This is a genomic window from Bradyrhizobium sp. STM 3843 (genome assembly GCF_000239815.1).
Classification (GTDB): Bacteria; Pseudomonadota; Alphaproteobacteria; order Rhizobiales; family Xanthobacteraceae; genus Bradyrhizobium.
This window is the reverse complement of the sequence record NZ_CAFK01000053.1, coordinates 26,300-33,270: the sequence shown is the minus strand read 5'-3', so window position 1 is coordinate 33,270 and position 6,971 is coordinate 26,300. Positions and strand designations below refer to the sequence as shown.

At 61.2% G+C, this 6,971-nt stretch carries 6 protein-coding genes; 5 read left to right on the top strand and 1 reads right to left on the bottom strand.

Features of this window, described 5'->3' with window-relative positions:
- Positions 1-370 precede the first annotated feature (370 nt).
- Positions 371-1,123 carry a histidine kinase gene (locus tag BRAS3843_RS07730; protein ID WP_008968245.1) on the bottom strand — a complete coding sequence of 251 codons (753 nt, stop codon included), beginning with the start codon at positions 1,121-1,123 and terminating at the stop codon, positions 371-373.
- Positions 1,124-1,881: 758 nt separating this feature from the next.
- On the opposite strand from BRAS3843_RS07730, the gene BRAS3843_RS07725 reads away from it, so the two are divergent.
- From BRAS3843_RS07725 to BRAS3843_RS07705, 5 genes are all read left to right on the top strand, one after another.
- On the top strand, positions 1,882-2,601 hold the full coding sequence (locus tag BRAS3843_RS07725; protein WP_008968244.1) for a Crp/Fnr family transcriptional regulator: 720 nt from the start codon (positions 1,882-1,884) through the stop codon (positions 2,599-2,601).
- A gap of 220 nt (positions 2,602-2,821) precedes the next feature.
- Positions 2,822-3,211, top strand: a complete 390-nt coding sequence (locus tag BRAS3843_RS07720; RefSeq protein WP_008968243.1) for a response regulator — start codon at positions 2,822-2,824, stop codon at positions 3,209-3,211.
- A gap of 222 nt (positions 3,212-3,433) precedes the next feature.
- A complete protein-coding gene (locus BRAS3843_RS07715) occupies positions 3,434-3,847 on the top strand; it encodes a response regulator (RefSeq protein WP_008968242.1) in 414 nt (137 codons plus the stop codon).
- A gap of 6 nt (positions 3,848-3,853) precedes the next feature.
- Complete coding sequence (locus BRAS3843_RS07710) at positions 3,854-6,427, top strand: hybrid sensor histidine kinase/response regulator (RefSeq protein WP_008968241.1); 2,574 nt, start codon at positions 3,854-3,856, stop codon at positions 6,425-6,427.
- A gap of 282 nt (positions 6,428-6,709) precedes the next feature.
- A complete protein-coding gene (locus BRAS3843_RS07705) occupies positions 6,710-6,955 on the top strand; it encodes a hypothetical protein (protein WP_008968240.1) in 246 nt (81 codons plus the stop codon).
- Positions 6,956-6,971: the final 16 nt, after the last annotated feature.

The window sequence follows — 6,971 nt, the reverse complement described above, 5'->3', positions numbered from 1 at the left end:
GGCGAGGTTGTTCTGGGTGGTGGCGAGAAGCTGGGCGGTCGACTGCAGCGAGAGCAGATTCTGGCGCACCGACGCCGAAAGAACGATACCTGACATTGTCATTCCCTTCTGGATGAACAGTTTGAACACCGCCGCACAGTTCTGTCGGCGATGGCGCAGACTGGTCCGCGGAGTCCTACCCGTTCGTTAAACGGTGTTCTGCATTTCCAGGGAGAAGGACGGCTGCCGTGGTTATCCCTAACTGCACCCTAATCGTTGATGTCAATTTGTGCCCAAACAGGTCGGCAAGCGCCCGTGTCCGAAATTCACTTTCCTTGATGGGGCAAGACGGATCGTTCCTCGGCGCTATCTGCGGTCCATTAGCCCGCCGCTAACCATGAGGAGGAAACTCCGCGCGCGGCAGTGAAATCTCGACCCTTGCCACGGCCCCTGCAGCTTCCTCGATGGAGAGACGCCCGTTCGACCGCCTGACGAAGTCTTCGACCATCCCGATCTGGGTAAACATCTGGGACGAGCTCACGGCGATGTTTCCATTCGCCATCACCTTGAGCGAAATCACGACGCAATTGACTGCGGCCCGATCCGCAGCATTGACCACCGAACAGCCGGCTTCGAAGTGCAGCGCCCCGCCTTCCGGCATCGCATTGCGTGCGGTTATTCCGAGACAAAGCAGCGCCGCCATGAGCTGGCCCGGATCAGCAAAGGCGTTCGGCATCTCGGCTGCCACTTCGGTGGTGATCTCGATCTGCGCCCCCAGGGTAGGACGAAGCAGACGGCCGACATCGGTCAGCAGCTCGTTGATGTCAACTTGACACGGCTGGGGCGGCCGCCCACGAGCGAAAGCCAGGAGCTGTGAGGTCAGCCTTGCACCTCGACTCGCAGCCTCGTCGATCAGCCGCGCCACGGCCGCAAGCTCCGGTCGGTCCGTCACCGCTTGGGCAAGTATATCGATGGTCCCCGTGATGACCGTCAGGACATTGTTGAAGTCGTGAAGTATGCCGCCGGCGACCTGGCCGACCAGCGCCATGCCCTGCCCTTGGCTCAATAGCGTCTGCTCCTCGGCGTCCGCACCGTCTTCCGACGTAGGCTGATCAGGCTTCTGTTGTTGAAATGGTGCCGCCATCTTCCGCATTCCTGGATTTGACGAACCAATGCCGCGATTTGAAGTCCTTACAGCGCGGGCTGCGAATCCGCCTGCGGACTTGCAAATCGAAACGCGATACGGGACTCGTGCACCGCCGCCGTCGTCGCCATGCGCGAACACCATCAAAGCCAATGACTCCGACGGCTCGACACGCAGGCGTCACCTGCTTGAGCCAAGTCGCCGCGCGAGATCGACTTCCACACCGACAACTCGAATAGTGATCGCCCCAGATTGCAAAGGCGACCATTGCGGATCAAGCGTGAGAACCCGACGAATCAGCGCGTTCATTCACTCTCGTCTGCAATGCCGCGGCCTGTCAATCACACCGACACGAAGTTACATCGTCGACTCCCATCATGCGTCATGTTGTTCAATGCCCATCGGACGGAATGCTGGCAGCGCATGCGCAAGGACGGGCTCGGCATTTCATGCCGAGCTACTTCACGTCTCACGATCGCGGTCGACAATGCAACAACCCGCTGTTCGCCAAGGCGCATGCGGGGTACCACCATCCCTGGCCGACGCCTGAACTGAACTGAACTATCTCGTTCAGCGTCCCTGTGCATCTGCACAATACCATCCACACAGATCAGAGCGAATTTAGCTAAAAATCGAACGAAGGCTTCCCGGCCGATTTCTCTTGTCAGAGGAACGCACGAGATTCATTGTGTGGGGTGATCAGCGTGCATTGTCGGCTGGCTGGAGGCGTCCTTACCAGCAAGGCAGGAGATCTGACTTTGGACACGAGCCCGCGCTCTCCGAATGGATTTTTGTCGGCGCTGACTGAAGATGATTTTGAGCTCATCCGCCCCCACTTGCGGGTCGTTGATCTGCTCCAGGATTCGACCCTCGCCGAGGTCGGGGAAAGGCTTCAGCGCGCTTATTTTCCCCATCGCGGCGTGATTTCGTTGGTTGTCAATCTGGCACGCGGCGAGCGCGTGCAGGTCGCCATGATCGGACGCGACAGTGTGTTTGGCGCCGCATCGGCGCTCACCGTGGAACCGATCGCGCTGAACAGCGCCGTCGTGATGGTGCCCGGCGTCGCGACCACGATGGAGCTCGATCGCCTTCGCGCTGCGGCCGACCAAAGCCCGACATTCCGGGCGCTGCTCATCAGGCACGCGCTCGCCATCTACGTGCAGACCCAGCAGACTGCGGGCTGCAACGCGGCCCATACCGTCGAATCCCGGCTCGCACGCTGCCTGTTGCAGACGCACGACCTGTCCGGCGGCAGCAAGCTTTATCTGACCCAGGAATCGCTGGCGCATATGATCGGCGCGCGCCGCAACAGCGTCTCGCTGGTCGCCAGCACCTTGCAGCAGGCAAACTTCATCCATTACAGTCGCGGCCATATCGATATTGTCGATCTTGAGGGCTTGAAGAAGACCGCTTGCGAATGTTACGCCGCGGTCAAGACACAGTACGACCGCCTGGTGCGACCGCGCTCCTCGCTCTGAGCTCGTCGAGATGTTGCGCGAGCCGCTGACGCCGCCTCCGTAGAATTACGGCGCCCTTCACAATCCCGACAATTGTACGGGACGGCATTAACGCGCTGTTCAACGGGCACTGATAATTGTCAGATGCTGACGAGCGCGAGTCCAAAAAGCGTCGAATAGTCTTCGTGCTGAATATCTCGCCCGTGTTCGGCTGATGACGAAACGCGCGGAGTAACGTGACATGGCCTTTGATCTGTCGATGCCCATCCTGGTGGTCGATGACTACGCCACGATGATCCGGATCATCCGCAACCTGCTGAAGCAACTCGGATTCGAGAACGTCGACGACGCCAGCGATGGATCGGCTGCGCTGTCAAAGATGCAGGCCAAGAAATATGGTTTGGTCATCTCGGACTGGAACATGGAACCGATGACCGGCTACGATCTGCTCCGGGAGGTCCGCGCCAGCCCCGAGCTCTCGAAAACGCCCTTCATCATGATTACGGCGGAGTCGAAGACCGAGAACGTCATTGCCGCCAAGAAGGCAGGCGTGAGCAACTATATCGTGAAGCCGTTCAATGCGGCGACGCTCAAGACCAAGATGGAAGCCGTGTTCGGTCCGGCCGAATAGATCGGCCGCCCGTTGACAACGGCGGCGGATTGCATGCTCAGCCGCCGTTTTCGCGCCTACCGTGTCGATGCCACACGCGGTTCCGCGGAATTCTCGTCCCGATTGTCCGCCGTTCGTCCGTAATCCTACGGGATCGAAAATTTACGAGGGCGTCAGAGGCGCCAGCTTAAACCAAGCGGTGGGCCTGCCGAGCGATGCCCAGGCCGGCACGGGAAAAGCAACATGCGCAACGAACTCCTCGTGATCGAAGATGCCGATGTGCATCTGTCAATTCTGCGGAAAATTGCCGCTCAGGCCGGCTTCAACACAACCGGTGTGAACTCGGTCGAAGGGGCCTGCACCCTGCTGCGGCGACAGACCTTCGACTGCATCACGCTCGATCTCTCGCTCGGCGAACGATCCGGGATCGAGGTCCTCGAGCTGCTGGCCGAACTGAAATGTCGTGCGCCGGTCATCATCATCAGCGCATCCGACGACAAGGCGCTCGCAGAGACCGTGCGCATCGGAAACTTTCTCAGCGTCAACGTCCGTCCGCCGTTCGCGAAGCCGATCAATCTGCAGCTGCTTCGCGAGACCTTGAAGCAGATCGCGACGGACACCGAGCGGCAGAAACTGGTCAGATCCGCCGGCTGGTAGCGAAAGATGGCTGCTTCCAAACGCGTCCTGGGCGTGCCGGCAGCGATCGCGCTGGCCCTGATCGGCATCATCGCCGGCAGCAACCTGTTCTTTCTCAGCAATCTGCGCGAACGCGCGCTGCAGGAGAGCGAGGAAGAACTCAGCCGCTATAGCCTGACGCTTGCGGAGAACGCCGATCGCTCGCTGAAGTCCGTCGACCTCGTCTTGTCGAGCGTCGGCGACTACCTCGTCCGTCGCGGCGCCGTGGACGCAACGACCTTTCGCGTGGCCGCTTCCGATATCGAAACCCACCACCTGTTGAAGGAGAAGATCGCGGGCCTGCCGCAACTCGATGCTGTCACCCTGATCGACGCACAAGGCAAGCTGCTCAACTTCTCCCGTTACTGGCCCATCCCCGACGTCAACATCTCCGATCGTGATTATTTCACGACATTGAAGGCAGATACTGCGCCCGGAACCGTCATCAGCATGCCGTATCAGAACCGCGGCGACGGCACCTGGAATTTCTATCTCGCCCGCCGCCTGAACGACGCCAAGGGCGAGTTCATGGGACTGATGCTGGGCGCCCTGTCGGTGCCCTATCTCGAGAACGTATTCGGCTCCACTTCGCTCGGACTCGATGCCAACGTCGCGCTGCTGCGCGACGACGGCGTGATGATCGCACATTTCCCGCCGGTCAACGAGCTCGGCAGTCCCTCGTCGGGATTCGGCCAGCGCACCCTTGCGGCCGGCGGCGTGCTTCGCGAGCCGAGCCGCAAGACCGGTGAGGCGAGGCTGCGCGCGGCAAAGATGCTGCCGAGCTATCCGGCCACCGTTGTCGTCTCCGTCTCACAAGAACATGCGCTCAGAAGCTGGCGCGCCATGGCGACCCTGCTCACGATCATGTCGCTTGTCAGCACTGTCGCCGTGCTCGCCGCCGCTGTGCTGATTACGCGCTGGTGGCGTCGACACGAGCACCTGATTCATGCCGCGGAGGCGGCGAATGCGGCAAAATCGACCTTCGTGGCCATGATGAGCCACGAAATCCGCACGCCGATGAACGCCGTGCTCGGGCTCGCCACCACGTTGCTCGAGACCGATCTCGATCCCGAGCAGCGGCGCTCGGTGGTCGCGATCCACAATGCCGGTGACAGCCTCCTGGAGATCCTCAACGACATTCTCGATTTCTCCAAGTTGGAGTCCGGCCAGCTCTCGCTTGAAGACATTGGCTTCTCCGCCGAGGCGATGGTCCACAACGCCCTCTCCATCATCGGGCCGCGAGCAGCCGCCAAGGACCTTACGATCAGAAGCGTCATCGATCCGGAGCTGCCGCCGGCGCTGATTGGCGACGCCGGCCGCATCCGCCAAATTCTGCTGAACCTGGTGTCGAACGCGGTGAAGTTCACCGCGGCCGGCGAAGTCATCGTCACGACCAGCTGCGTCGCTCGGGACGGGCAGAAGGCAACGATCGAATGGTCGGTCAGCGACACCGGCATTGGGATCGCGCCCGAGAAAATCCGCACGCTGTTCGCCAACTTCGTGCAGGCTGATGCCTCCATCAATCGGCGCTTCGGCGGCTCGGGCCTCGGTCTCGCGATCTGCAAGCGCCTGACCGAACAGATGGGCGGTGAGATCAACGTATCATCGACCTTGGGCCGCGGCTCGACGTTCTCCTTCCGCCTCACGCTGCCGATCGCAGAGACGGCGGCTGCGCCCGAACAGAATGACGACGGCATCTTCGCGGCGTTGCAGAGCCGGATCGCGGCGTTCGGTCGGCCCCTGCGCGTGCTGGTCGTCGACGACAATCCGACCAACCGGCTGGTCGCGACGAAAATGCTGAAGGAATTCGACATTCAGACCGACACGGCCTGCGACGGCGCCGAGGCCGTCACGGCCGCCAACCGCTTCAACTACGACCTGATCCTGATGGACGTCCGGATGCCGGAGATGGACGGCTTCCAGGCCACGCGAACCATCCGCGCGCGCGGCGAACGGCGCTCCGAGGTTCCGATCATTGCCTTTACCGCCAACGCGTTCATGGAAGATATCAGGGCCTGCCGAGAGGCAGGCATGAACGATTTCGTCGTCAAGCCCGCGCGCAAGAAGGCATTGGTGGAAGCGATCCTGCGCGTCCTCCCGATCCCGATGTCTTCCGCGGCGAGGGACACGCTGAAGGGATCTGCGGCCCCGCCATTGCAGCCCACGGAAACGAGCGGCTCGCTCGCGACGCTACGATTGGAGACCGAAGTCGCGCCCGAGCCCGCGCTCGACCACGAGGCCTATGCCGAGCTGCAGGGCGAGATCGGCGAGGAGGCAGCACGGGAGATCCATTCCGTCTTCATCAGCGAAACCGATGCACGGTTGAAATTGCTGCGCGAGCTTTCGCTCAATCGCGAGCGCATCCGGATCGGTCGGGAGGCCCATTCGCTGAAGAGCGCTGCAGGAACCTTCGGCTATCGACGGCTTGCGAGCCTCGCTCTGGCGCTGGAGAAGAGCGCGCCGCGCCTCTCGAAGGAGGACTACGCGGAGCTGCTGGACAGCATCGATGCGGCCTATGCCGCGGCCCGCGCACAGGAGCTGGAGGAGACGCAACCGAACTAATGTGACGGCTCAGAGAATTTGCTTCATCGCCTCGGCGAAGTGCATCGAGCGAATCTCCGAATCGAACCACACCGGAATCCGGAACTTCTGATGACCTTCGAGTCCGACGTTCGCCTACGAGATCGCTGCAGCGCCGTCGCTGTTTCGTCAATTTTGACTGTTTTTCGCACGCGGGTCGCATGTAGCGCCCGCGCCAAACGCTGCCGTACTTCTACGGCCCGCGATTTTCACAAACGACTAATGATGAATTGCGACACTCCTGCGAACATAGGAGATGTGTCCATGTTTACATTCGAAACAGCCGACCAGAAGGAAGTCAGGCGTTTTCGCATCGCGCAGTTCAACGGCAGACCGGCAACTGTAAAATCCGGTGGCGCCACCATCACGGGCCATGTGCGTTCGGTGATGGAAAAGGAAGCCAGTGTGCCGCCGCGCTGGACCATCACCATCGTTCCAATGCCGCCCAAACCGGAAGCTGCGTTGCGGCCGACATCGCGCGTGCGCCCGTTCGCGGAAGACTATTTCTAGTTCTAACAGCTCGCGG

Coding starts and splice junctions, on each gene's coding strand:
- BRAS3843_RS07730 (WP_008968245.1), bottom strand. CDS start 1,123: ATGGCGGCACCATTTCAACAACAGAAGCCTGATCAGCCTACGTCGGAA.
- BRAS3843_RS07720 (WP_008968243.1), top strand. CDS start 2,822: ATGGCCTTTGATCTGTCGATGCCCATCCTGGTGGTCGATGACTACGCC.
- BRAS3843_RS07715 (WP_008968242.1), top strand. CDS start 3,434: ATGCGCAACGAACTCCTCGTGATCGAAGATGCCGATGTGCATCTGTCA.
- BRAS3843_RS07710 (WP_008968241.1), top strand. CDS start 3,854: ATGGCTGCTTCCAAACGCGTCCTGGGCGTGCCGGCAGCGATCGCGCTG.
- BRAS3843_RS07705 (WP_008968240.1), top strand. CDS start 6,710: ATGTTTACATTCGAAACAGCCGACCAGAAGGAAGTCAGGCGTTTTCGC.